23 protein-coding genes are annotated in these 23,288 nt (G+C 63.1%); 8 read left to right on the forward strand and 15 right to left on the reverse strand.

Features of this window, described 5'->3' with window-relative positions; translation table 11 throughout:
• Position 1: 1 nt before the first annotated feature.
• Entirely contained in the window at positions 2–1,204 is a 1,203-nt protein-coding gene (locus AB4O22_RS23200; RefSeq protein WP_460097256.1) for a multidrug effflux MFS transporter, read from the reverse strand.
• A 95-nt stretch (positions 1,205–1,299) separates the two neighbouring features.
• A complete protein-coding gene (locus AB4O22_RS23205) occupies positions 1,300–1,497 on the reverse strand; it encodes a heavy-metal-associated domain-containing protein (protein ID WP_223470780.1) in 198 nt (65 codons plus the stop codon).
• Between the two features lie 148 nt (positions 1,498–1,645).
• Between AB4O22_RS23205 and AB4O22_RS23210 the strand changes: the two genes are divergently transcribed.
• From AB4O22_RS23210 to cueR, 3 genes are all read left to right on the forward strand, one after another.
• A complete protein-coding gene (locus AB4O22_RS23210) occupies positions 1,646–2,029 on the forward strand; it encodes a hypothetical protein (RefSeq protein WP_223470781.1) in 384 nt (127 codons plus the stop codon).
• Positions 2,030–2,252: 223 nt separating this feature from the next.
• The gene (locus AB4O22_RS23215; protein ID WP_003197468.1) at positions 2,253–4,646 is read left to right on the forward strand and encodes a heavy metal translocating P-type ATPase; all 2,394 of its coding nucleotides are present in this window, start codon (positions 2,253–2,255) and stop codon (positions 4,644–4,646) included.
• Positions 4,643–5,047 carry a Cu(I)-responsive transcriptional regulator gene (gene cueR, locus AB4O22_RS23220; protein ID WP_003197466.1) on the forward strand — a complete coding sequence of 135 codons (405 nt, stop codon included), beginning with the start codon at positions 4,643–4,645 and terminating at the stop codon, positions 5,045–5,047. The genes AB4O22_RS23215 and cueR overlap by 4 nt, the downstream gene beginning before the upstream one ends.
• 163 nt (positions 5,048–5,210) lie before the next feature.
• On the opposite strand, the gene AB4O22_RS23225 is transcribed toward cueR, so the two are convergent.
• Together AB4O22_RS23225 and AB4O22_RS23230 are read right to left on the reverse strand one after the other, a co-directional pair.
• Positions 5,211–6,104: a PA4780 family RIO1-like protein kinase gene (locus AB4O22_RS23225; RefSeq protein WP_003197464.1), complete on the reverse strand. Its 894-nt coding sequence runs from the start codon at positions 6,102–6,104 to the stop codon at positions 5,211–5,213.
• A gap of 240 nt (positions 6,105–6,344) precedes the next feature.
• Entirely contained in the window at positions 6,345–7,136 is a 792-nt protein-coding gene (locus tag AB4O22_RS23230) for an AraC family transcriptional regulator (RefSeq protein ID WP_460097258.1), read from the reverse strand.
• Positions 7,137–7,215: 79 nt separating this feature from the next.
• On the opposite strand from AB4O22_RS23230, the gene AB4O22_RS23235 reads away from it, so the two are divergent.
• Positions 7,216–8,244, forward strand: coding sequence for a bile acid:sodium symporter family protein (locus AB4O22_RS23235; RefSeq protein WP_003197460.1), 1,029 nt, complete (start codon positions 7,216–7,218; stop codon positions 8,242–8,244).
• Here AB4O22_RS23235 and AB4O22_RS23240 read toward each other — a convergent pair.
• Positions 8,231–9,508 carry an acetyl-CoA C-acetyltransferase gene (locus AB4O22_RS23240; protein WP_460097260.1) on the reverse strand — a complete coding sequence of 426 codons (1,278 nt, stop codon included), beginning with the start codon at positions 9,506–9,508 and terminating at the stop codon, positions 8,231–8,233. The genes AB4O22_RS23235 and AB4O22_RS23240 overlap by 14 nt on opposite strands.
• A gap of 257 nt (positions 9,509–9,765) precedes the next feature.
• Here AB4O22_RS23240 and AB4O22_RS23245 point away from each other — a divergent pair, with 257 nt between their 5' ends.
• Positions 9,766–11,118, forward strand: coding sequence for a 3-oxoacyl-ACP reductase (locus AB4O22_RS23245; protein ID WP_013692168.1), 1,353 nt, complete (start codon positions 9,766–9,768; stop codon positions 11,116–11,118).
• Between the two features lie 2 nt (positions 11,119–11,120).
• Positions 11,121–11,975 carry a MaoC family dehydratase gene (locus AB4O22_RS23250; protein WP_460097262.1) on the forward strand — a complete coding sequence of 285 codons (855 nt, stop codon included), beginning with the start codon at positions 11,121–11,123 and terminating at the stop codon, positions 11,973–11,975.
• Between the two features lie 229 nt (positions 11,976–12,204).
• Here the strand turns inward: AB4O22_RS23250 and AB4O22_RS23255 are convergent, their stop codons facing one another.
• The 4 genes from AB4O22_RS23255 to AB4O22_RS23270 are packed head-to-tail and all read right to left on the reverse strand — an operon-like array spanning position 12,205 to position 14,464.
• Positions 12,205–12,762, reverse strand: a complete 558-nt coding sequence (locus tag AB4O22_RS23255) for a DUF4136 domain-containing protein (RefSeq protein WP_003197453.1) — start codon at positions 12,760–12,762, stop codon at positions 12,205–12,207.
• 20 nt (positions 12,763–12,782) lie between these two features.
• Entirely contained in the window at positions 12,783–13,400 is a 618-nt protein-coding gene (locus tag AB4O22_RS23260; RefSeq protein WP_014336399.1) for a DUF4136 domain-containing protein, read from the reverse strand.
• A 12-nt stretch (positions 13,401–13,412) separates the two neighbouring features.
• A complete protein-coding gene (locus tag AB4O22_RS23265) occupies positions 13,413–14,162 on the reverse strand; it encodes a methyltransferase domain-containing protein (protein WP_460097263.1) in 750 nt (249 codons plus the stop codon).
• Positions 14,159–14,464, reverse strand: a complete 306-nt coding sequence (locus AB4O22_RS23270) for a MazG-like family protein (protein ID WP_003186192.1) — start codon at positions 14,462–14,464, stop codon at positions 14,159–14,161. The genes AB4O22_RS23265 and AB4O22_RS23270 overlap by 4 nt, the downstream gene beginning before the upstream one ends.
• A gap of 164 nt (positions 14,465–14,628) precedes the next feature.
• On the opposite strand from AB4O22_RS23270, the gene AB4O22_RS23275 reads away from it, so the two are divergent.
• Positions 14,629–14,922, forward strand: a complete 294-nt coding sequence (locus AB4O22_RS23275; protein WP_003197447.1) for a hypothetical protein — start codon at positions 14,629–14,631, stop codon at positions 14,920–14,922.
• A 210-nt stretch (positions 14,923–15,132) separates the two neighbouring features.
• Positions 15,133–16,482 carry an MATE family efflux transporter gene (locus AB4O22_RS23280; protein ID WP_223470789.1) on the forward strand — a complete coding sequence of 450 codons (1,350 nt, stop codon included), beginning with the start codon at positions 15,133–15,135 and terminating at the stop codon, positions 16,480–16,482.
• Positions 16,483–16,485: 3 nt separating this feature from the next.
• Here AB4O22_RS23280 and AB4O22_RS23285 read toward each other — a convergent pair whose 3' ends face one another.
• The 6 genes from AB4O22_RS23285 to AB4O22_RS23310 all read right to left on the reverse strand — a co-directional run bounded on the left by AB4O22_RS23285 (position 16,486) and on the right by AB4O22_RS23310 (position 23,161).
• Entirely contained in the window at positions 16,486–17,283 is a 798-nt protein-coding gene (locus AB4O22_RS23285) for a DUF4123 domain-containing protein (RefSeq protein WP_460097264.1), read from the reverse strand.
• Complete coding sequence (locus AB4O22_RS23290) at positions 17,280–18,587, reverse strand: type VI secretion system Vgr family protein (RefSeq protein WP_460097265.1); 1,308 nt, start codon at positions 18,585–18,587, stop codon at positions 17,280–17,282. The genes AB4O22_RS23285 and AB4O22_RS23290 overlap by 4 nt, the downstream gene beginning before the upstream one ends.
• 280 nt (positions 18,588–18,867) lie before the next feature.
• Entirely contained in the window at positions 18,868–20,781 is a 1,914-nt protein-coding gene (speA, locus tag AB4O22_RS23295; protein ID WP_003197437.1) for an arginine decarboxylase, read from the reverse strand.
• Between the two features lie 211 nt (positions 20,782–20,992).
• Positions 20,993–21,364: a translation initiation factor Sui1 gene (locus AB4O22_RS23300; RefSeq protein WP_003197435.1), complete on the reverse strand. Its 372-nt coding sequence runs from the start codon at positions 21,362–21,364 to the stop codon at positions 20,993–20,995.
• Between the two features lie 168 nt (positions 21,365–21,532).
• Positions 21,533–22,090 (reverse strand): NUDIX hydrolase, encoded by a 558-nt coding sequence (locus AB4O22_RS23305; protein WP_003197433.1) that lies wholly within the window; start codon positions 22,088–22,090, stop codon positions 21,533–21,535.
• A gap of 3 nt (positions 22,091–22,093) precedes the next feature.
• The gene (locus AB4O22_RS23310; protein ID WP_003197431.1) at positions 22,094–23,161 is read right to left on the reverse strand and encodes a DUF2333 family protein; all 1,068 of its coding nucleotides are present in this window, start codon (positions 23,159–23,161) and stop codon (positions 22,094–22,096) included.
• Between the last annotated feature and the right edge of the window lie 127 nt (positions 23,162–23,288).

Genomic DNA, 23,288 nt, shown 5'->3' on the forward strand with positions numbered 1-23,288 from the left:
GTCAACCCTCGCGACTGGCCTGGGCCAGCGCCCGGGCATTTTGCAGGCGACGGGTCAGCATCGCTGCGCTCACCACCAACAGCCCGCAAAGGCTGATGACCAGCGCCATTGGCACGGCGGTGCCGTCATGCAGCGCCGCCACCAACGAGGCTGCCCCGGCGGCCACGGAAAACTGCAGGCATCCCAGCATCGCCGAAGCACTGCCGGCCCGGGCACCCTGCCCATTCATGGCGCAAGCCGAGGCGTTGGGAAGGATGCACCCCAGGCTGGCGATGCAGACAAACAGCGGAACCAACAGCGGCCACAAGTGCGCAGGTTGCAATGAACTGACGGCCAGCAGGCTCAGCCCAGCGCCCAGGTAGACCCATACCGCGCGGCTCAGCAGGAACGCCGGGCCGCGCTTGGACAGCAGCCGGGCGTTGACCTGGGCAACCAGGGTGAAGCCCGCCGCGTTGGTGCCGAACAGCCAACCGAAATGTTCGGCCGGTACCCCGTAGAGCTTGATGAAGACAAAAGGCGAACCGGCGATGTAGGCAAACATCCCAGCGATAGCGATGCCCCCCGTCAGCGCATGGCCGAGGAAGACAGCGTCGGTCAACAACCGGCCATATTGGCGCAACGCCCCCGACAACGGTTGCCGAGGCACATAGTCCGGCAAGCTTTCCGGCAGCCACAAGGCCACAGCCGTTGACGCCAATGCACTGAACACGGTCAGGGCAATGAAGATCGATTGCCAGCCATGCAGGTTCACCAGCAACCCGCCCAGCATCGGCGCGAGAATCGGCGCCAGGCCCATCACCAGCATCAACTGTGAAAACACCTTGGCCGAACCCACCGCGTCGCATTTGTCGCTGACCACCGCCCGCGAGATCACCATCCCGGCGCATCCACCCAGGGCCTGGACGAAGCGGGCGCCGATCAGCCATTCGAGGTTCGGCGCGTAGGCGCAGGCCAGGGACGCCAACGTGAACAAACCGACGCCGGTCAACAATGGAATGCGCCGTCCGAAGCGATCCGCCACCGGCCCATAGGCCAGTTGCCCGATGGACAAGCCGAGGAAATAGGCCGCCAGGGTCAGCTGGATGTGTTTTTCGTCGGTGCCGAAGGCCGTGGCCATCGCCGGAAAGGCAGGCAGGTAGAAGTCGATCGCCAAGGGACCGAAAGCGCTCAAGGCGCCAAGAATCAGAATCGTACGGAGGTTCATCGGGCGTCCAGCTCAGGCGTCGTTCGACAGCCCGACAGTCTAGCCGTGCCGGACGCTCTTGAACATTCCGGTAGGTCGCTAACGATTAAAAAACTTCAAGCAGGGCTGGCCTCATAGCCCTCCTCCTTGATGGCCGCGAGCACAGCATCGGCCGGCAACGAACTCTGGACCTGGACAGTCTTGGCACCCAGGTCGACTTGCACATCGGCCGTCGGGTCCTTGGCCTGGACAGCCTGGGTGATGGCCTTGACGCAATGACCACAGGACATGCCCTGAACATTGAAAGTTTGCATGAGATGACTCCTTGGAATTGAGGTTGCCAGCAGTCTCAAGCTTGCCATCATGGCAAGGTCAAGTTCTGACGAAAACTGCCGGGCTGGCAATCGGCATCGCGCTCAGCCAAGCTGCACACATCAAGGATTTAACACCGGAGGTTCAGCCATGCGCTGGTCAGCGTTCAGCCTGTTTTGCATGCTCGGTTTTTCAGCGGTGGCGCCCCAGGCACCGGCCGCCAGCGAAGACTATGGCGTGTTGATCATTTCTCGCGAGCGCCTGGAAGTGGCGACCAGTTGCGAAATCGGCATCTACATCCAGGATCAGCTCTCGGCCAGGCTGTTCCAGGAGCAAAGCACCTCGTTCAATCTGCCGCCGGGCCAGTTTTCCTTGCGCCTGAAGTTGCTGCCAGGCCAGGCACCGGGGTGCAACCCGGGCATGCTCGCGCCAGGGTCGCAGAACATCACGCTCAGGGCTGGTGACATTCTGAAGTTCCGCATCGCCATGAATGAACAAGGCATGTACCTCAAGCAGGCCGGGCTCGGTTACTGACACTCCTCTTGCCCCTGTGGGCAAGCTTTGTGGGAGCAAAGCTTGCCCGCGATCCAGGCGCCGCGGTCATTCAGAAAGCTGCGGTGCTTTCATCGCGGGCAAGCCTTGCTCCCACAGAGCCAGATCCCATATTAGGAGTCGACATCGCTTTTTGGATTAGCGCTTGACCTTGCCAACATGGCAAGGTTGATCCTGTAGTCATTCACTACAGGGAGCCTGACCGATGTCTGAATCCACCACGTTCGATCTACCGATTGCCGGCATGACCTGCGCCAGCTGCGCCGGGCGGGTCGAGCGGGCCTTGAGCAAAGTCACCGGCACCCGCGCCGTCAGTGTGAACCTGGCGACTGAACTGGCGCGCGTGCAGGCCCCCGAAGGCAGCCTGCCGGCCTTGATGCAGGCCGTCGAACAGGCCGGCTATAGCGTCCCCGTGCAAACCCTGGAGCTGAACATTGAAGGGATGACCTGCGCCTCCTGTGTCGGCCGGGTCGAACGCGCCCTGGGCAAGGTCGACGGTGTGAACAGCGTCAGCGTCAACCTTGCCAATGAGCGGGCCCACCTCGAACTGCTCGGCCAGGTGGATCCGCAATCCCTGATCGATGCGGTCAAGCGCGCCGGCTACGACGCCACAGTCTGGCAGACCGAACAACCCACTGACACGCAGGCCAACCGTCTGAACCGTGAACGCCTGATATTGGTGCTGGCGATTGCGCTGTCCGTGCCGCTGGTGCTGCCGATGCTGCTGCAGCCGTTCGGCGTGCACTGGATGCTCCCGGCCTGGGTGCAGTTCGCCCTGGCCACGCCGGTGCAATTCATCTTCGGTGCGCGTTTCTACGTCGCCGCCTTCAAGGCCGTGCGTGCCGGTGCCGGGAACATGGACCTGCTGGTGGCCCTGGGCACCAGCGCCGGCTACGGCTTGAGCCTTTATGAATGGGTGATCGCCCGCCCTGGCGGCATGCCGCACCTGTACTTCGAAGCCTCGGCCGTAGTGATTGCCCTGGTACTGCTCGGCAAATACCTGGAAAGCCGCGCCAAGCGACAAACCGCCAGCGCCATCCGCGCCCTCGAAGCCTTGCGCCCGGAACGGGCGATCCAGGTGATCGATGGCCAGGAGCGGGACGTTGCCATCAGCGCCCTGCGCTTGAATGACCTGGTGCTGGTCAAGCCCGGCGAACGCTTCCCGGTGGACGGCGAAGTACTGGAAGGCCAGAGCCATGCCGACGAAGCGCTGATCAGCGGCGAAAGCCTGCCGGTGCCCAAGCAGCCCGGCGACAAAGTCACTGGCGGCGCCATCAACGGCGAAGGCCGGCTGCTGGTACGCACGCTGGCCCTGGGTACCGAAACCGTCCTGGCGCGCATCATCCGCCTGGTAGAAGACGCCCAGGCCGCCAAGGCCCCGATCCAGAAACTGGTGGATAAAGTCAGCCAGGTCTTCGTACCGGTGGTGCTGGTGCTGGCCCTGGCGACGTTGATCGGCTGGTGGTTGTACGGCGCGCCGTTGGAAACCGCGCTGATCAACGCCGTCGCCGTGCTGGTGATTGCCTGTCCCTGCGCCCTGGGCCTGGCGACGCCCACGGCGATCATGGCCGGCACCGGCGTGGCCGCGCGCCATGGGATTCTGATCAAGGACGCCGAGGCCCTGGAGCGCGCCCATGAAGTCGACACCGTGGTGTTCGACAAGACTGGCACCCTGACCTCCGGCACGCCGCGTATCGCCCACTTGACGGCTCTGGAGGGAGATGAAGACGCGCTGCTGAAAATGGCTGGCGCCCTGCAACGCGGCAGTGAGCACCCTCTTGCCAAAGCCGTGTTGGACACCTGCGCCGAGCGCGGCCTGGACGTGGCGGATGTCAGCGACAGCCAGTCCCTGGCTGGACGCGGTATCGCCGGCAGCCTCGACGGGCGCCGCCTGGCCCTGGGCAATCGACGCCTGCTGGACGAACTGGGCCTGGAGCCCGGTTCGCTGGCCGAGTCGGCACTGGCTTGGGAAACCGAAGGCCGCACGTTGTCCTGGCTGATCGAACAAGGCGCGACGCCTCGGGTGCTGGGCCTGTTCGCCTTCGGTGACACGCTCAAGCCCGGCGCCCTCGCCGCCGTACAGGCCTTGAATGAACAGCACATCGCCAGCCACTTGCTCACCGGCGACAACCAAGGCAGCGCCCGAGTGGTGGCCCAGGCGCTGGGGATCTCCAATGTCCATGCCGAGGTATTGCCAGCGGATAAATCCGCCATCGTCCAACAGTTGAAGCGCCATTCGGTGGTGGCGATGGTGGGCGACGGCATCAACGACGCCCCCGCCCTGGCCGCCGCCGATATCGGCATTGCCATGGGCGGCGGCACCGACGTGGCGATGCATGCCGCGGGCATCACCCTCATGCGCGGCGATCCGCGACTGGTGCCGGCGGCGCTGGACATCAGCCGCAAGACCTACGCCAAGATCCGCCAGAACCTGTTCTGGGCGTTCGTCTATAACTTGATCGGCATCCCCCTGGCGGCGTTCGGTTTTCTCAACCCGGTGCTGGCCGGCGCGGCCATGGCACTATCGAGCGTCAGCGTGGTGAGCAACGCGTTACTGTTGAAGTTCTGGACACCCAAGCAGCTGGAGGACAAGCGATGAACATCGGCCAAGCGGCCCGCCAGAGCGGCCTGAGCGCGAAGATGATCCGCTATTACGAGTCCATCGGCCTGCTCAAGGCCGCCCATCGTACTGACAGCGGCTACCGGATCTACGGCGCCGATGACCTGCACACCCTGGCGTTTATCAAGCGCTCCCGCGACCTGGGATTCTCCCTGGAAGAAGTCGGCAAACTGCTGACCCTCTGGCAAGACCGCCAACGCGCCAGCGCCGACGTCAAGGCCCTGGCCCGCCAGCACATCGAAGAACTGAACCAGAAAATCCGCGAACTGGCCGAGCTTCGCGACACCCTCCAGGATCTGGTGGAACACTGCCACGGCGACCACCGCCCGGACTGCCCGATCCTCAAGGAACTGGCGTCGGGGTGTTGCCAGCCGAAGTAAAACTGTGGGAGCGAGCCTGCTCGCGATGACGGCCGTACATTCAGCATCGATGCAAGCTGACCCACCGCTATCGCGAGCAGGCTCCCACAGGGGACTGCGGTGGGTATGGGATTTTGGAGTGCCCACAAAAGACCCGGCCTTGGCCGGGTTTCTGTTCAACCGATCATTGCATCCATGGCGGTGGTGGTTCTTCGGTCTTGCCGGGCGGGGCATCGTCAGCGGCGCGTACGGCCTGGCGGCGTTCCTCGTCCAGGCGCGCGGCTTCGATCTCGCGCATGATCCCGCCGACATCCGCCAGCTCTTCCGGCTCGTCGAACTCGCCGGTCAGCACGCTGGCCGGGTGCAAGGTGCCGGCTTCATACAGCGCCCACATTTCCTTCGCGTACTTGGTGCGCTTGAGCTCCGGAGCGAACCGGCCGAAGTAGGACGCCATGTTGCCCACGTCCCGCTCCAGCATGCTGAAGGCATGGTTGTTACCCGCAGCATCCACGGCCTGCGGCAGGTCGATGATCACCGGCCCGGTTGGCGTGAGCAGGACGTTGAACTCCGACAGGTCGCCGTGCACCAGACCGGTACACAGCATCAGCACGATCTGGGAAATCAGATAGGCGTGATATTCACGGGCCTGGTCCGGCTCCAGCACCACGTCGTTCAGACGCGGTGCCGCATCGCCATACTCGTCGGCCACCAACTCCATCAGCAGCACGCCTTCAAGGAAGTCGTACGGCTTGGGCACGCGCACACCCGCGCCAGCCAAGCGGAACAGCGCCGCCACTTCAGCATTCTGCCAGGCGTCCTCGGTTTCCTTGCGCCCGAACTTCGAGCCCTTGGCCATGGCCCGGGCCTGACGGCTGTTGCGGACCTTGCGGCCTTCCTGATATTCGGCCGCCTGACGAAAACTTCGCTTGTTCGCCTCCTTGTAGACCTTCGCGCAACGTAGCTCGTTACCGCAGCGCACCACATAAACAGCTGCTTCTTTACCACTCATGAGTGGGCGCAGCACCTCGTCGACCAGACCGTCCTCGATCAGGGGTTCAATGCGTTTTGGAGTCTTCATCAGCTTTTATTGTGGGTCCTTTATTACCAAACACGCGAATGACAGTCGTTATACGGCAATCCTTCCTCCACGGGGAGGGGTTGCCGACCTATGAACCTGTGATGCACACAATGTGCCGGATCAATCGACCGAGCCGAATCATAGCCGAGACCGAACCTGGCATTGCTAACTGAATGCCCGGGCATTTGCGACAAGAGCTGACAGTCATGTCTACCGTCGGCTGTAGGAGAGTGCGACGACTCAATGCTTGAACAGTTCCCCCGGCGTAAACCCGAACATCCCCTTGAACGCCGCAATGAACGCGGACGTTGAATCATATCCGCAGGACAACGCAGCGCTGGTGACGCTGTCGCCCTGCTCCAGCGAGCCCAGGGACGACAACAAGCGCATGCGCTGGCGCCAGGCGCGAAAGCTCAGGCCGGTCTCGCGCTGGAACAGGCGCATCAGGGTTTTTTCCGACGTGCCCAGGCGCTCAGCCCAGGCGTGCAAGGTAACGCTCTGCTCAGGCTGTTCGATCACCTCGTTACACAGCCCCAACAGACGGGCATGTCGCGGCAGCGGCAGGGAGAATCCCACCTCCGGCAAAGTCGCCAACTGGTCCAGCAACACCTGCACCAACCGTTGCTCCTGGGTGTCGCCTTGCGGGTAATCGACCGGAAGTTGACAGAACACCTTGATCAACTCGCGGGCCAGTGGCGTGACTTCCAGCACCCGACAGCGTTCATCGGCCCAGGGGCAGGCGTGACGATGCACATACAAGCTGCGCATTTCCGCTCGGGTGGAGGTCACCACATGGTGTTCCAGATCGGCCGGGATCCAGATGCCCCGTTGTGGCGGGGCAAAGAAGCTACCCGCTGCGGTGTGTACGCCGAGAACACCGCTGATGGCGTAGGAAAACTGCACCCAGTCATGACGATGGGCTTGCGTCCAGGAACCGGCGCTCAAACTTTCGGCACGGGCGTACAGCGGCCTCGGCAATTGCGCCAGGTCGGGGATGCGGCGTTCGAGCTGTTGGTGTCCGTTAGGCGGCATTGATTGGCCTTATGTCGCAAGACGACTGGTAGGGACGACGTTAGGCTAAGTCGACTTTTCTTACAACTTGCGGTGCCCTATGCATATCCTCAGACACCTCAAACGCATGGTGACCGACTGGTTCCTGTGCGGCATGTTGCTCGCCACGCTGCTGGCGTACTTCTTTCCAACCTTTGGTGCCACGGGCGGTGCCATGCATGCCGAATGGGTGGTCAACATCGGCATCTTCGTGGTGTTCTTCCTGCACGGGGTCAACCTGTCCGGCGAACAGATCCGCCACGGTTTGAAGAACATCCGCCTGCACGTGATGGTGCAGGGTTTCACCTTTGGCGTGTTTCCGTTGCTCTGGCTGATCAGCCACTGGCTAGTCGGCAGCCACGTGCCGGCGCTGTTGATGCTGGGGTTCTTCTACCTGTGCGCCCTGCCCTCGACCATTTCTTCCTCGGTGGCGCTGACCGGCAGTGCCGGCGGTAACGTGCCGGCGGCGATTCTCAACGCGAGCCTGTCCAGCGTACTGGGGATTTTCCTGACACCGTTGCTGGTCAGTTTCGTGGTCGGCAGCGGCGCCGGTGGCATCGACCTGGGGTCCACCTTGCTCGACCTGTGCATGATGTTGCTGCTGCCACTGGTGCTGGGGCAGTTCCTGCGGCGTTGGTTGGCTGGCTTTTTCGGCAGGTACAAGCGCTACACCAGCATCATCGACAAACTGGTGATCCTGCTGCTGGTCTATGCCGCGTTCTGCAACTCGATGGTGTCCGGCATCTGGCAACAGCAAGGCCACGGCGTGCTATTGAGCGCAGTGCTTGGTAGTGCCGTGCTGCTGGCGATCATCTTGTGGGCGACCACCCGTACCGCCCGCGCCCTGCAATTGCGCAGCGCCGATGAAGTTGCCGCGGTGTTCTGTGCCAGCAAGAAATCCCTCGCCGCCGGGGTGCCCATGGCGGCGTTGATTTTTGGCAACCATCCCGGCCTGGGGCTGATCCTGCTGCCGATCATGATCTATCACCCGCTGCAGTTGATCGTCTGCTCGATCCTCGCCGAGCGCTACGCCAGCCATCACCGGGAACTGGCGTCCCGCCAGGACGGCGCCGTCCTCAGCGCTCGATAATCGCCGTCACCCCCTGGCCCGCTGCGGCGCAGATGGAAATCAAGCCGCGACCTCGCCCGGCGGCATCGAGCAACTTGGCGAGGTTGGCGACAATGCGCCCGCCCGTGGCGGCAAACGGGTGCCCGGCGGCCAGGGAACTGCCCTTGACGTTCAACCGGCTGCGGTCGATGGACCCTAGCGGTGCGTCGAGCCCCAGGCGGGTCTTGCAGTAGTCCGGGTCTTCCCAGGCCTTCAATGTGCACAACACCTGGGCGGCGAACGCTTCATGGATCTCGTAGTAATCAAAGTCCTGCAAGGTCAAACCGTTGCGCGCCAGCAATCGCGGCACGGCGTAGACCGGGGCCATCAACAGCCCTTCGGCGCCATTGACGAAATCCACCGCCGCCGTTTCACCGTCGCGCAGATACGCCAGAATCGGCAGGCCTCGGGCCTTGGCCCACTCTTCGCTGCCCAGCAGCACCAACGAAGCGCCATCGGTCAATGGCGTGGAATTACCAGCGGTCATCGTGCCCTTGGCGCTTTTTTCGAAGGCCGGCTTGAGGGAGGCGAGTTTTTCCGGGGTCAGGTCCGGGCGCAGGTTGTTGTCCCGGGTCAGGCCAAGGAACGGTGTCATCAAGTCGTTCTGCCAACCTTCGGCATAGGACGCGGCCATTTTCTGATGGCTTTCCAGGGCCAGTTGGTCTTGCGCCTCCCGGGGGATCTGCCAGGTCTGGGCCATCAACTCGCAATGCTCACCCATGTTCAGGCCGGTGCGCGGTTCGTTGATGCGCGGCAGGTCGGGGACCAGGTGCTGGGGACGCAGTTGCAGGAAGGTCTTGATCTTGTCCGCGGTGGTCTTGGCGCGATTGGCTTGCAGCAGGATCCTGCGCAGCCCTTCATTGACCGCGATCGGCGCATCCGAGGTGGTGTCGACGCCGCCGGCAATGCCGCTGTCGATCTGCCCCAGGGCAATCTTGTTGGCCACCAGCAGCACTGTCTCCAATCCGGTGCCACAGGCCTGTTGTACGTCATAGGCCGGCGTCATCGGTGACAGCCGCGAGCCAAGCACGCATTCGCGGGTCATGTTCATATCGCGGGAGTGCTTGAGCACCGCACCGGCAGCCACTTCACCGATGTGCAAGCCATGCAGGCTGTAGCGTTCGATCAGCCCCTCGAGGGCTGCCGTCAACATCGCCTGGTTGCTGGCGGTGGCATAGGCCCCGTTGGAGCGGGCGAACGGAATGCGGTTACCACCGATGATCGCGACGCGGCGTAGTTGTGTCATGAAGAACTCCCCTGTAGGTCTAATGCACTAAGAACACTCAACCGCACCCTGTGGGAGCAAAGCTTGCTCGCGATGAACGATGACGCGACGTACCTGAAAAAACGCGGTGTCTGCATCGCGAGCAAACTTTGCTCCCACAGGGGGGCGGTGCCCTGGAAAAAGCGCTCCCGCTCAAGCTTAGGCTTTATCTCGCCAATCGAACGACTGATTGCCAATCATGGTCCACACTTGGAACCTCATCAGCCGGAGTGTGTTCCATGTCTGACCGTTATATCGACTTTGCCAACTCGCCCATTGGCCGGCGCATGGTCGGGTCCCTCGGCCTGCCATCGCCGGTACGCCTGGAACGCTGGCAGGCCGGGCGCCTGCGGCCGATCGAAGGCGCATTGCTACTGGGCGGCGGGCCGTTGACCGAGCAGATCGGTACGTTTGCCAAGCGCCTGACCGATACCATCTTCATCTACGGCGGCGAACCGACCCTGGCCACCGAATGGATCCCCGGCCATGGCCCGAAAATCAAGGCGGTGGTGTACGACGCCAGCCATTTGGTGCAGGCCGACCAGCTCAAGCAGCTGCGGGAATTTTTCCAGCCGCTGATGAAAAACCTCGACCACAGCGCCCATGTCGTCATCCTCGGTCGCGCACCGGAAAAACTTGCCGACCCGTTCGCCGCCAGTGCCCAGCGAGCGCTGGAGGGTTTCAGCCGTTCCCTGGCCAAAGAGCTGCGCCACGGCGGGACGCTGCAACTGCTGTACGTCGGCGACGGCGCCGAAGCCCAGCTGGAAGGTGCGCTGCGGTTTTTCCTGTCGCCCAAGAGCGCCTTCATCTCCGGGCAGGTCATTCGTCTCAACGCCTGTGACACCCAGGTCCAGGACTGGACCCGACCGCTCACGGGGCTCAAGGCGCTGGTCACTGGCGCAGCCCGCGGGATCGGCGCCTCCATCGCCGAAACCCTGGCCCGCGATGGCGCCGACGTGATCCTCCTGGACGTCCCGCAAGCCAAGACCGACCTCGACGCCCTGGCGGCACGCCTGAGCGGACGCAGCGTCACGCTGGATATCTGCGCCGAAGACGCCGCCGCACAGTTGATCGGGCACCTCCCCGACGGCGTGGATATCGTGGTGCACAACGCCGGCATCACCCGGGACAAGACCCTCGCCAACATGACCCCGGAATTCTGGGACGCAGTGCTGGCCGTCAACCTCAACGCCCCGCAAGTGCTGACCAAGGCCCTGCTCGACAGCGGCACCCTGCGCGACAATGGCCGGGTGATTCTACTGGCGTCCATCAGCGGCATTGCCGGCAACCGTGGGCAGACCAACTATGCGGCGAGCAAGGCCGGACTGATCGGCCTGGCTCAGGCCTGGGCGCCGGTGCTGCAGCCACGCGGTATCAGCATCAACGCCGTGGCGCCGGGCTTCATTGAAACCCGCATGACCGCCGACATCCCCTTCGCCTTGCGCGAAGCCGGGCGGCGCATGAGCTCCCTGGGCCAGGGCGGCCTGCCCCAGGATGTCGCCGAAGCCGTGGCCTGGCTCGCGCAACCGGGCACGGGCGCCGTGACCGGGCAGGCGCTGCGGGTATGCGGGCAAAGCCTTCTGGGAGCGTGACCATGACGATCCAATGGCAGGAAGTCAGCAGCCCGTCCTCCATGTCCGGGCTTTACTGGAAAGCGGTGACACGGCGCAAGGTCACCGGAACGACCCTGCCCGAGGAAGGACTGCGTCAAGTGCTTCAAGTCGACCCGCAACGCCTGGCGGCCTATCGCAAAGTCTGCGGTTTCGTCGATAACGGACTGCTGCCGTCGACCTATCCCCACGTCTTGGCGTTTGCCCTGCAAATGCAATTGCTCACCGCACGGAATTTTCCATTCCCACTGCTGGGGCTGATCCACTTGAGCAACCGCATTCGTGTATTGCGGCCCATGGGCGGGGTTGGCCAGGTGCGGGCCAGCGTCAATGTCGAGAATCTTCAAGCCCACCCCAAGGGCGTGGTATTCGACCTGGTGACCCGCCTCGATGATCAGTTGGGGCCGCTATGGGAGGCCCAGAGCCAGATGCTGTGCAAAGGCGTCCAGCTCGACGGGGCACTCGTGGAGGACTCGCCGCAGGCCAGCCTGTCCTTGATTGAAGTCGCACGCTGGACCGCACCAACGGACATCGGCCGGCAATACGCCAAGGTGTCCGGCGACTACAACCCGATTCACCTGAGCGGCATCAGCGCCCGGTTGTTCGGCTTCCCCACCGCCATCGCCCATGGCCTGTGGAACAAGGCCCGGACCTTGGCGGCGCTGGATGACCACCTGCCCGAGGCCAACATCGAGATCGATGTGACCTTCAAGAAACCGGTGCGCCTGCCCAGTGAGGTGATACTGCTGTCGAGCGCGGAGGGGTCCAGTGGGCAACTGCAACTGGTAGGGGCTGGGGGTTTGGAGCATATGGTAGGAGAGTGGCGGCCGGTTGCCTGAGCACCATGATGGTCTCCACACCCTTCCCCTGTGGGAGCGAGCCTGCTCGCGAAGGCGGTGGGTCTGCTTACATCCAGGTTGAATGTATTGCCGTCATCGCGAGCAAGCTCGCTCCCACAGTTTGTTCCGGGGTGTTCACAGAACAGGTGGCCGCCACAAAATCCCTGTGGGAGCGAGCTTGCTCGCGATGGCGGTGGGTCAGCTCACATCCATCTTGAATACGTCGTGGTCAACGCGGCGGGTAGTTGGACAGGATCCGTCCCACCGTCTCGCGCACGGCCGTGTTGCGGTCAGTCGGGTTGGGGGAGTTGCTGAGCAGTTGTTCGTCACTGCCACGCCACACCAGCTTGCCGTCCTTGCCATCGAGCAGGTCGATCTGCACGGTGGCGACCTTGTAGCTGATGTTGCGGGTTTCGTTGTACATCGGTCCGCCCCAATAGCCATTCCAAGGGCCGCCCCAACCGCCGCCGCCGTAGTTGGTGGTGATCTGCTGCTGGCGGTCCTCGACGATCAAATAGGCCTGGACCAGTACATCGCCATGCCCGCCAGCCGCCGGACGCAGGCCGCGCTGGTCGAGTTGATCGGCAACCGCCTGGCGGATCCGCTGTTCGGTCAGGTCGCTCTTGATGCGAGGGTCATCGGGGCGATATTGCAGCGCCGGCTCTTTCCAGCTCCAACTGCGATACGCCGCGAAATCGCGGCTGGTGTCGAAGTCATGGTTGACCTGGTTAGAGGCACAAGCGCCCAGCAACAGGGTGAAGGCCAGTAGAGCAAGACGGCGAAACATGGTTTATCTCCGTTGCGTAATCAACTTGGAGGATACGCCGACATGGCTTTTTCCACCGCCGCACGAATGGCATCGGTGCGCTCGCTCTGACTGCCCCGCTGGCCGGTCTCGGCGCTGGCGCTCCACACCGGTTGCCCCGTACGGGCATCGAACAGGTCTACCCGCACCACCACGACCTGCTCCTGATACGTGCGCACCATCGGCACCGGATGGTACATGCCATAACCCGGACCATAGCGGTCATAACGGTTATAGCCGCCGTAGTAGCCGGCATCGTAGTCATCCCGGACCTGGCGCACGCGGGTTTCCAGGCGCAGGTCGGCGCTGACGAACAGGTCGGCGGGACGGTTGTCATGCAGCGGGCGCAGGCCACGCTGGTCCAGGGCATTGCTCACCGCTTCGGCCACCTGGGCCGAATCCGCCCAGGCGGTACCCGACGGCAGGCGCCCGTCGCGCCAGGCCCAACTGCGGTAGCGCCCGTAGTCACGGGGCGGCGCAGGATAAGCACTGCGGTCAAACACCGTGGCGGCCTCGGGCGGCGCCGGCGGCAGCGGATTGGACGTGGCGACATAGGGGTTGCTGCCCTGGCAAGCCGCCAGTCCCAGACACAGCATCAACAACCCTGAACGACCTTTCATTTCGCTCTCCGGTCACACTGAACGGCAGATCCAGTGCAGATAACGTCCCAACCCGGCAAACGCCGGATGGCGACGGTGGGCCAGTTCCATTTCCAGCAACTGCGCAAGCTCCACGCGGCCCTGGAACTCCACCGGCATGTAGTCATGGAAAACCCGCACACCACTCTGGTTTTCGACCTGCCACAGGCCTTCAAGTTGCGCCGCCAATTCTCGCGGATCAAGGGGTTGTTGCGGCGTCAGGCTCTGTTTTTCGCCGGCCATGTCGTTTTTGCGCAACTTGCGAAAATGCCCCTTGAGCAGGTTGCGATAGACCAGCGCGTCGCGGTTGTAGAACGCCAGGGACAGCCAGCCGCCCGGGACTGTGAGTTGATGCAGCACCGGCAGGATCGCATAGGGCTCAGCCAGCCACTCCAGCACCGCGTGACACAACACCAGGTCGTAAGGCTCGGTGAGCTGGCCGAGCAGGTCCTGCCACGGTGCCTGGATGAACGTGGCGCTCTGGCCCGCCTCGGCAAAGCGCTGGCGGGCGCCTTCGAGCATGGGCTCGGCCGGCTCGGCCAGGGTCACCTGGTGACCGCGCTCGGCCAGCCACAACGACATGTGGCCCAGGCCCGCGCCGATGTCCAGCACGCGCAACGGACGCTGTGGCAAGCTTTCCAGCAGATCGGCCTGAAGCACCGCCAGGCGGATCGCACCCTTGGCCCCGCCGTAGATTTTTTCCGCAAAGCGCGTGGCGAGCTGATCGAAATGACGGTCGCTCATTGGCCGAACCGCCGTTCGCTGTCGGCGAGCTTGCTGCGCACCACGGCGTCCATGTCCAGGCCCAGTTCGCTGCAAAGCAGCAACAGGTACAACACGATGTCACCGACCTCCTGCCCGGCGTGGGCCAGTTTGTCCGCCGGCAACTGGCGCGACTGGTCCTCGGTCAGCCACTGGAAAATCTCCACCAGTTCGGCCATTTCCACACTGGCGGCCATGGCGAGGTTTTTCGGGCTGTGGAATTGCCGCCAATCGTTACGGTCACGAATGGCATGCAGGCGTTCGGTCAGTTCAACAAGGTTCATCGGGTTCTCCTGAATGCGCATAGCTTCAGGGGGATGACCAGGGAAGGCAAGAGTCTCGGTACGAAGCGACGGTTTGCCCCATAATCGAACCAACTCGGCCGCCACAGCTCCTACAATCAGGAGCCAACGGCTCAGCTCGGATCCCCTCCCATCAGGATGCACATATGCAGGTAGAAAGCTTTTTCGAATGGCTCGGCCAGGCGCTCGGTTCGGTGATCCGTTTCATCGTCGACCTGCTCAGCGGCTTGTTCAACACCCTGGCCAATGCTGGCGGCAACTTCGTCGATGGGCTATCACGCACCCTGGGCATGGACACCTCGATCATCAGCATCATCGCGCTGATCCTCGGGCTGATGCTGCTCTACTCGGCGATCCGCGCGTTCATGCGGGCCTCGATCGTCATGGGCATCATCTGGCTGGTGCTGGGGTTGTGGTTGTTGAGTTGGATCATTCACTAGGGCCCAGAGCACTGGGTGGGAGCAAAGCTTGCTCGCGATACAGGCGCCTCGGTTCCCTGAAAGACCGCGTCATCTTCATCGCGGGCAAGCCTTGCTCCCACAGATTTTCTTGAGATCGAACGCAGAGCGTCCCTAGGGGCATTCACACGCGGAGCGTGGGAACGATCAATGCGAGAACCCGCTACAATCGCGCTCCATCAAGGAGCCCGCATGTCCAACCTGACCACCGACTGGCGCGACCGCCTTACCCATCGCCGGGTCTGGGCGCTGGCTGCGCCGATGATTCTCTCGAACATTTCCGTACCGCTGGTGGCCTTGGTGGACAGCACCGTCATCGGCCATTTGCCCCATGCTCATCAGTTGGGCGCCGTGGCGGTCGGGGCGAGTTTGTATACGGTACTGGCGTGGGCCATGGGCTTCTTGCGCATGGGCACCACCGGGTTCGCCGCCCAGGCCGCCGGACGTGGTGACGGGGCGGCGTTGCGACAAGTGTTGTTGCAAGGACTGCTGTTGGCGATGGGGTTGGCGGTACTGCTCGGTGCCGTCGGCGTGCCATTGAGCGACGTGGCGTTGCACTTCATGCAGCCGTCCGCCGAGCTCAACCAGTTGACCCGTGACTTCTTCCACACCCGACTCTTCGGCTTGCCGGCGGCGCTGGCCAGCTATGCGCTGGTAGGCTGGTTCCTCGGCGCCCAGAATGCCCGGGCCCCGCTGGCGATCCTGCTGGTAACCAACCTGGTCAACATCGCCCTGAACCTGTGGTTCGTGATCGGCCTGGACTGGGGCGTGACCGGCTCGGCCCGGGCGTCGGTAATCGCCGAGTGGACCGGCGCGCTGGTCGGCCTGGCCCTGGCCCGCAACACACTGCGCGCCTGGCCCGGGCAAATCGCCTGGGCCGCCCTGGGACTGTGGCACAGCTGGCGCCCGTTGCTGGCGGTGAACCGGGACATTTTCATCCGCAGCCTGGCGCTGCAAGCGGTGTTTTTCCTGATCACCGTGCAAGGCGCACGCCTGGGGGATGCGACCGTCGCGGCCAATGCCCTGCTGCTCAACGGCCTGTTGCTGACAGCCCATGCCCTGGACGGCCTGGCCCATGCCGTCGAAGCGCTGTGCGGTCATGCCATTGGCGCCCGCGACCGCCTGGCCCTGCGTCGCTCGCTGGTGGTGGCGTGCGGCTGGTCGTTGATTGCCAGCCTGGGCTTTGCACTGCTGTTCCTGCTCGTCGGCCACCTGTTCATCGACATGCAGACCAACATTCCCGACGTGCGCGCCACCGCTTATCACTACCTGCCATACCTGGCAGCCCTGCCACTGATTGCGGTCTGGAGTTACTTGCTCGACGGACTGTTCATCGGCGCCACCCGTGCCCGGGAAATGCGCAACGGCATGCTACTGACCCTGCTGCTGGTGCTGCCCATCGCCTGGGCGCTGCAAGGGTTGGGCAACCATGGGCTGTGGATCACCTTCCTGCTGTTCATGGCCCTGCGCAGCCTGACCCTCGGTGCTTTCGCCTGGTACTTGCAGCGACACGATCGCTGGCTCGGCGCATCTGCCCACTAACGCTCAATCCTGGCGGCCCTGCCACCGCCGACGCAGATGCTCGAACCGCTCGCGCTGCGAACCGCCCACCAGGCCAGATACTGGCCGCGCATCGGGGTATTGCAGGCGCAGCCACAGCCAGTCATCGAGCACCGCCCGCTCGGTAAACCCCAGCGCCAGGCCCTGCTGCAAATTCCCCCAGAGCCGCTGGTAATCACATCCGGTAGCACGGGACCATTGCCAGGCGTGATGCTCCAGCAGGCATCGTTGCAACTGGCCCTGTTGTCGGTCGCTGAGGCCGTGCTCCTTCTCCAGCGCCGCCACCGACAGCCCCGGGTTGGACAGTTGTTGCCAACCCTGGCTGCCGATCGCCCGGTCGGCCCAGGTGCCGCCAAACCAGCGCAACAAACTGATCGGCCCCAGCCAACAACTGAGCTCCCGAGGGTCGCAACCGTCGAAGAAGTAGCTGGCGATGTGCGGGTTGTAATAGCTCAACAACGCTTTGTGATGCAGGCCCAGGGTCACCGTCAGCATGCGTCGCAGATGCGCCAGCAATTGCGCAGCGGGCGATGGGCTGACCAACAACAGCCCCGGCCAGGAACGTGGGTCCAGATGACAGAGGCTGACCAGCGCAGGCGAATGGCGCAAATCCACCAACAGCGGACCGTGCTCTCGCAGCCCATGCAGCTCGGTGTTTTCAAACAAGGCAAAGCACCGGGCCTTGGCGAACTGCGCGCGCACAAGCCGCCCAGCGCCAGGCGCACTCGGTACGTCGAGCAGCAGCCATTGCGGCGTTGATCCAGACAGGGCCGCGGCGTTCATCGAGCAATGCCCGCACCGCGCCGCATGAGCATACGGCAGGTGCACAGTGGCTGGGCGCAGGGGTTGAAAGGCCCGCCTTCGGGCAACAAGCACAACAAGATCAGCGGCTCGGCGTCCCGGATTGCGGACAACAGGCGCGGATCGGCAACCGACGGCCCATATGTTTCGCCTGTGGATGATTCATCCACAACCTCTACTGGGGCAGGCGCATTCAGAAATGCACTGATCAATGGCCGATCCGGATCGCCTTCGATAAAGCTCACCAGCACCTCGGTGCCGTCACTCAAGGCGTCCGCCCCGCCCATGGCCAGTTCGGGCGCCAAAGGCAGCCAGCAATGACTGGGGCTGGAACCTTCGCCCTGGTAGACCCAGTCAAACTGCACCGCCACGCGCCCCGCTCCCAGCTCCGGCGGTTCATCCACCGCCACGACCCAGCCACGTTGCCGGCTCACCATGCGTGGTTTTGCAGGGACCTCGTCCGGCACGAACAGCACGCCCCGGGGAATCGCCTTGAAATGATTGCCGTACACCCCCGCCTGTGCGCGATGCTCGACCTTCGTCAGCAGCCAGCGCCGGTTCCAGCCGGCAAACGGATGGGCCGTCAGCGTCAGCACCTGACCACTCTGCAGGTTCATCAAATCGCTGCGGCCCTGGGCGACCTGCGCCCCCGACACATCGGTTTGCACGCTGAAGGAGCGCACCGCGGCAATCGGCTCGTCGTCCGCATAACCCGCCTTACCGCCTGGGGGAAAACTGTGCGGATTATCAGCGAACACCAGGCAATGCCCGTCCCGAGTGTGTTCGAAATGAAAGTGGATACCCGCCTGGGCGCATAGGCGCTGCAGGAACTGCAGGTCCGACTCTCGATACTGGGTACAGAAATCCTGCAGCGGATAATCGCCACTCAAGTCCAGGCACAGACTGCGGCCACTGATGCCATGGGCCTTGAGCACCTGGCGAATGATCTGCGGCACCGAACGGGCGCTGAAGACCCGCTGGCTGAAACGCTGCGCCAGACAGGCCAGCTTCGGCCCGATACGCACCCGGCAGCCGGCGCCATGACGGTGTTGGACCAACTCATGAAGCTGCCCATGAATGCCTCGGCCTGGGGTCCCGAAACTCAACCAGACGCTGCGGTACAACAGGCCCGCCAGGTCCAGGTCCGCGTCGCGCAACAACAGCTGTGCTTCATAGACGAAGGGTTCGCTGATCGCTTCGCTACCCGTGAAAGCCACGACGTCAACAGGCTCGGGCAGACCGGCTATCTCCAGACGAAAGGCTGGTTCGCTGGCTGGATCGGACATCGGCGTTTCTCTACAGGAGGGGCGGTCGGGGATTCTCGCCGAGAGCCATGGCCGAGTAGAGGGGCCAAGTACAAGTTAGGAAAGGGACTACACGAAATAAGGACATCGCCGGTTAAATGCACCGACGTTCAGAAATAACGACGGCACAAATAAAAACGCCCTCCGGGACTGTCCGAAAAAACCCGCAGCGTGCGGTGCATTTTCTGACAGCCCGGGAGGGCATTGCCGATCAGTTAAATAAACCTGTGGCGAGGGAGCTTGCTCCCGCCACAGGGTTCTATCAGGAAGACAGATAGGACGAACGCGTCAGCCCCAGGCGCAAGGCATCGAGGAACTGGGTACGTTCAGCGGCGCTGATGCGGGCGCTGGCGCACTTGTCGCGGTAGTGAGTCATCAACTCCTCCGGCGACAGGTGCACGTAGCGCAGCATGTCCTCGATGGTGTCGTGGGTTTCGATACCGGCGTGGTACACGCTGCCATCGGCGTTCTGGTAGATGTTCACCGAGTCGGTGTCACCGAACAGGTTGTGCATGTCACCGAGGATTTCCTGGTAGGCGCCCACCAGGAAGATGCCCAGCAGATAGTCTTCATCCGGCTTGAGTGCGTGAACCGGCAGGCTGGTCTCGATGCTCTGCTCGTCGACGTACTGCTTGATCTTGCCGTCGGAGTCACAGGTCAGGTCTTGTAGCACGGCGCGGCGCAGCGGCTCTTCGTCCAGGCGATGCAGCGGCAGGATCGGCAACACCTGGCCGATGGCCCAGGTGTCCGGCAGGCTCTGGAACACCGAGAAGTTGCAGATGTATTTGTCGGCCAACTTGTCGTTGAGCTCATCCAGCACCTGGCGGTGCGAGCGCTGGCGCGCCTTCAACGAGTTGTGCAGGCGACGGCACACCGCAAAGTAGCACTGCTCGGCCAAGGCTTTTTCGGCCAGGGTCAGCTTGCCGTCGGCATATTGGGTCGCCACGTCGCTCATGTAGTGGGTGGCGCGCCAGTAAGTCTCGGTGACCATCTCGATATCGGTCGGGCCCAGCAGGTCGACCAGCCATTGCACGGTTTCCGGCAGTTCCTGCTTGTTGTCGATCGCCGGCACGTCGTCGTTGTGTTTCTCGACGTCGGTCACCTGCACCACCAGCATGGCGTGGTGAGCGGTCAGCGAGCGGCCGCTTTCGGAGAAGATGTTCGGATGCGGCAGGCTCTGGGCATCGCAGAACTCCTTGAGCATGCCGACCACGACACCGGCGTAATCGTCCATGTCGTAGTTGATCGAACTGGCATTGCGCGAGTGCGTGCCGTCGTAGTCCACACCCAAGCCACCGCCGACGTCGATGTGATCCACCGGCAGGCCGAGGTTGCGCAGCTCACCGTAGTAACGGATCGCTTCCTTGAAGCCGTGCTGGTAGTCCGCCAGGTTGGCGATCTGCGAGCCCATGTGGAAGTGCAGCAGGCGAATACCCTGGTCCAGGCCGGCAGCCCGGAAGCGCTCGACCACCGACAGCAGTTGCGCGGCCGACAAGCCGAACTTGGACTTCTCGCCACCGGTATCGGCCCACTTGCTCGACGCCAGGGACGACAGGCGCACGCGCAAGCCGACCTGCGGCTTGACCTTGAGCGTTGCCGCCTCTTCGATCACCAGGCCGACTTCGGACTCTTTCTCGATAACGATGAAGACGTTGTGACCGAGCTTCTGGCCCATCAGCGCCAGACGGATGAATTCGCGGTCCTTGTAGCCGTTGCAGACGATGGTGCCGCCCTTCGGCGCCAGGGCCAGGACCGCCAGCAGCTCCGGCTTGGAACCGGCTTCCAGGCCGATGGAGACGTTCTGGGTGGCGATGATGTTCTCGATCACCGCTTCCTGCTGGTTGACCTTGATCGGGTAGAGCGCGGTGTACTTGCTCTGGTATTCCAGGCGCGCGATGTTGCTGTCGAAGGCGCCGGTGAGCTGGCGCACACGGTCTTGCAGGATATCGGGGAAGCGCACCAGCAAGGGCAGCGACAGGCCGCTCTGGCGCAACTGGTCGACTTGCTCGAACAGGTCGATGGGCGAGCTGTCGGGACCGTTCGGACGGACTTCGACGCGACCGGCTTCATTGATCGCGAAATACCCGGCCCCCCAATGGCGAATCCCGTAAACACTGCGGCTGTCCGCAACTGTCCATTGGCTGCCATCGTCTTTGCGTGTGCGTCGTACGGACATCGAAGTCCCCTATAAAGAAGTCAAAATGCACCATCCGGTCGGAGGCTGGGGCAGTCTAGAGAGTGAAAATGACGAATTGCCTGTTAGCAAGGTAGACCCTGCTCCCAGCGATGAGTTTAGAAACCCGTTCAGAACAGGCTCTGTGAAAACCATGCGGGCGACCTCGAACGTTGGGTTCGGGTCAAGCCGAGGGTGGTTTTCACAGAGGCTGCTAGCCGCCGGATTTCTTTGCCTTGAAGCCGTGCTTGACCAGTTCCGCCAGCAGCAGCTCGACGTGATCGCCCTGGATCTCGATGATGCCGTCTTTCAACGCACCACCGGTGCCACAGCGCTTCTTCAACGTGGTGGCCAGCTCCTTGAGCGCGTCTTCGGCCAACGGCACGCCAGTGATCGTGGTCACCGTCTTGCCGCCGCGACCTTTGCTTTCACGGCGCACGCGCGCAATGCCGTCACCGGCAGGGATGGCGGTCTGTTTGCAGATGCAGGCATCCACCGGCTGACGGCAATCAGGACAATGACGACCGGCGTCGGTAGAAAATACCAGGCCGCCCAGGGCGGCGAAGGATGCGGCTTTTTTGGCCACCGGCAATCCTCTCGGGAGGACAAAGACTGGTCGAGGGGGAACATGCCTCGACCGCGAAACCCCACTCAGGCAGGGGCAGCGCTACTGGACCGCAGACACGGTTCAGCTTGAAAAGTCGCGCAGTGTAACGGCAAAAAGCCGACTTGCTAAGGGCCAATCAGCGCCAATTTATAGCTTCTTTGCGACGCCGCTGCCATGGACGCGCAAATAGCGTTCAAGCGCCGCCAGGGAGTCCGGGCAGTAAGGCTTGCGCTGGATTTCATCGAGCACCTGCTCGAGGGGCAGGAAACGCGCCTCGAGGACTTCTTCGGGCTGCAGGACCAACGGGCCGTCCCATACCGCCGAGAACGCCGAGCACCACAGGCGACTGCCAGGGTCTTCGAAATAGAAATGGTCGTGGGCGGTCAGTTCCACGCCGCTCACGCCCAACTCTTCCGCCAGCTCACGGGCAGCCGATTCGGCGTAGGTCTCATCGGCCTGCACCATGCCCCCCGCCGCCACGTCCCAGAAACCTGGGTAGATGGCCTTGCTCAGGGTGCGCCGATGTACACACAGCTCACCGGACGAATTGAACAGCATGATGTAGGTGCCGCGTCCGATCAGGCCACGCTCACGCAGCTCTGAGCGCACCACGCTGCCGAGCAGATTGTCGTGCTCATCGACCCACGCAATCAGCTCGGCATCCGAGGCCACTCGATGAGCGACCTCCCGGGGGCTTTCGCTCATGAATCAACCCTGGTTCAGCAGTTGCCGCAAGTCGATGACCGCTGCGTTGGCTCGGGAAATGTAGTTGGCCATGACCAGCGAGTGGTTCGCCAATACACCGAAGCCGCTGCCGTTGAGGATCATCGGGCTCCAGACCGGTTCCTGGGACGCTTCCAGTTCACGAATGATCTGCCGCACGCTGACCGTGGCGTTCTTTTTCGCCAGGACATCGGCGAAGTCCACTTCGATGGCGCGCAGCAGGTGCGACAACGCCCACGCCTGGCCACGAGCTTCATAGAACACGTTATCGATTTGCAGCCACGGGGTCTCGACTACCTCTTCATCCACCTGTGGTACCTGGCCCGGGGCCGGGACTTCGGTTTTCAGCGAGGTGTTGAGCTTGACCCGGCCAACGCTGGCCGACAGGCGCTGGGACAACGAACCCAGGCGAGTGCCGACATCCCCCAGCCAGTTGTTCAGGTTGTCGGCGCGGGCGTAGAACAGTGCGCTTTTCTGGCTCGGGTCGGACAGGCGCGCCTGGTAGCGACTCAGGGAATTGATGCCCTCCTGGTATTCAGACTCGCTGGAGGGCAGCACCCAACTGCGGTTGTCGAAGTTGAAGCGCGGCTCGGCCTTGGCCAGGTCGGCGTCCTCGGCGGACTGCGACTGGGAACGGGCGAAGTCCTTGCGCAGGGCGCGGCTCAGGTCGCGGACCTGCACCAGCACGCCGTATTCCCAGCTCGGCATGTTGTCCATCCACAGGCCAGGCGGGAAGCGGTCGTTGGAGATGTAGCCACCCGGCTTGCTCAGCAGGGTTCCGGCCACCGTCTTGAGCGTCTCGACCGTGGTGTAGCCCACCACCATCTGCCGGCCATCTTTCTCCGCTGCGGCCTGGGCGTTCTGCTGCACAGGGAACAGCGCGGGCTCCTGGCTCCAATACCAGCCGACGGCAATGGTCACCAGCAGGTAAAGGCCGATCAGCGTCGCCAGTGCGCGGCTGAAAAAAAGCCCACCCAGGTAGCTGCGGGTGTCCGATTTCGGCTCGGCGGCACGTTCAGGCGCGCTGCCCGCGCGATTTTTCCAGTCCAGCATGGTGATATCCCTTCAATCACTTGAGTTCTCGGTTCGACCACAACCCTACGCCATCGTGCCTGATTTGAAACGCGATAATGCGGCGCCAATCATGCCGGGCGCGACAGGGCAATCGAACAGCACTATA

The sequence above is a fragment of the Pseudomonas sp. S3_B11 genome, assembly GCF_054667715.1.